This is a genomic window from Stenotrophomonas maltophilia group sp. RNC7 (genome assembly GCF_030910085.1).
Taxonomy (GTDB): Bacteria; Pseudomonadota; Gammaproteobacteria; order Xanthomonadales; family Xanthomonadaceae; genus Stenotrophomonas; species Stenotrophomonas sepilia.
In genome coordinates this window covers 1-1,764 of the sequence record NZ_JAVFVN010001000.1, presented here as the reverse complement: position 1 = coordinate 1,764, position 1,764 = coordinate 1, and the positions used below count along the sequence as shown (strand labels likewise).

3 protein-coding genes are annotated in these 1,764 nt (G+C 28.7%); all 3 read left to right on the top strand.

The annotated features are described in order from the left end of the window. Positions 1 to 124: 124 nt before the first annotated feature. Positions 125 to 718: a hypothetical protein gene (locus RCF13_RS26235; protein WP_308141681.1), complete on the top strand. Its 594-nt coding sequence runs from the start codon at positions 125 to 127 to the stop codon at positions 716 to 718. Between the two features lie 53 nt (positions 719 to 771). After that, positions 772 to 1,173, top strand: a complete 402-nt coding sequence (locus RCF13_RS26230; RefSeq protein WP_308141680.1) for a hypothetical protein — start codon at positions 772 to 774, stop codon at positions 1,171 to 1,173. 172 nt (positions 1,174 to 1,345) lie between these two features. Continuing rightward, positions 1,346 to 1,764, top strand: a 419-nt coding sequence (locus tag RCF13_RS26225) for a hypothetical protein (protein ID WP_308141679.1), incomplete at its 3' end; no start/stop codon positions are given.

Below are 1,764 nucleotides of genomic sequence, written 5' to 3'. Positions count from 1 at the left end.
ACCGTTCCATACCCCTATAATCGATTTACGTTCCGGTAACTATAGTCAAAAGCCAGTATTCGTTCCTGTCGTTTTTAGTAATGGTAAAAAGTAATTGAAATCTTGCTTTGGAGGAGGAACAGATATGGAGAAGAATGAGAAATTAAGTAAAGAACTAACGCCACATAAAGTTTTTGAATCTTTTGTGAATAGGACCGCGAGATCAAATAGAAAATTTAAAAGTTATGGAATAGATTTAACTACAACTCAAAATTCATTAGTTAACCCTTTTGAAATTGTAACTAAAGAGGGGTTAACTTTTAAAGATTTACTTGATGACAATGAAAATTTGAGGGCATATGATGAAGTTGCTAAAGAAAAAAACATTTCTTATAGCAATTGGATAGATGCAGTTGAAAAATTAAGGATCTTTCAAAGAACAACATATCAACTGGAAGAACCCGATAAATTCGATTACCAATTATCATTAGTTGAAATTTTTAAACATTTATTAGAATTATATAAAAATCACAACCAACCTATTTCTTGTGCTTTAGTTACTGTTATTGAATTTGCTTTTAAATGTAAAGATGAAGCAGCTTATAAACAATTCAATAATTGGTTCGAAAGGAACTACTATAGTAATGGGGTGAAAAAAGAAGAATTTTATTTTCCGATAATTGATGAAGCCCCACTAGTGGTAGGTGAAGAACCCTTTGTGTTTTTAAGATTAAAATAAAATTAATAGGGGAGAAAAATAGGTACCTATCTATATAAAAAGGGGAACGTATTATGTCTTTTAAAACCGTTGTTACAACTTTACCTGTAAGTGAAATGAAAAAAGGAAATGTTTTGGTACAACATACTAATGCTCAAGATGTTCTTTCTATACTTGCTAATAAATATTTTGAACATACAGGTATTAATATAACGAACGATTATCAGTTACATATCTACTCAATTAAAGAAATAAAAACTTATGAAAAAGATATGGACCGTCTAACTGCTTTCGATCGAGATACTTATAGACAATTACACGGAGACCTATATAAAGAATTAAAAAGATTAATTGTTACTTCAAGAGCCTATAAAAATATGGTAGTAATTGAAGTTGAAGAACAAAAGGATCTTGAAACGTTAAATGATTCGGATTTAAAAAATATAATTTCTAGTCATTCGATTTTCATTGATTAAAATTAATAGAAATAATTATATTTGTTAAGCTGCTTCTAAATTAATCAAAAAGAAGCAGCTTTTTATTAGGAGAGGAGTAGTTCCTAATAAAAAAGTAATTTTTACAACAGTATATTTAACTACTATAATACTAAATGGAGTAGGAAACTTTTTATTAAAGGGGCAAGGAATCATGGAAAATGAAAATTCTTATGAGAAAGCTATTGAAGAAATAAGTGTCCAACAAAAATACTATGGTAAATGGATAAAAAGAATAATGGCTTTGTTTATAGTTATACTTATTATTATGAGTCTTTGTGTAGTTTTTGATTTTAGGAATAGATACGTGGGTTATCTTATCAATCTTGTAACTACGATTGCCTTTGGTACATATTTTTATTTGTTTTATAAAGTTAGAAAGTTAAGTAAGACGTACTACCAAACAGTCCAAAAACATGATATTCAAGAAATTTTAGAGTCGGAGTATTTAACTAATGGTAGAAAAGAACGTCATATTACGGATTACAAGAATGCAAATGACCAGGATAAAATGTTCGTATGGCTAAAAGCAAAGATAGAGGAAGCTGAAAATAAAGAATTGCAGAACAGAGA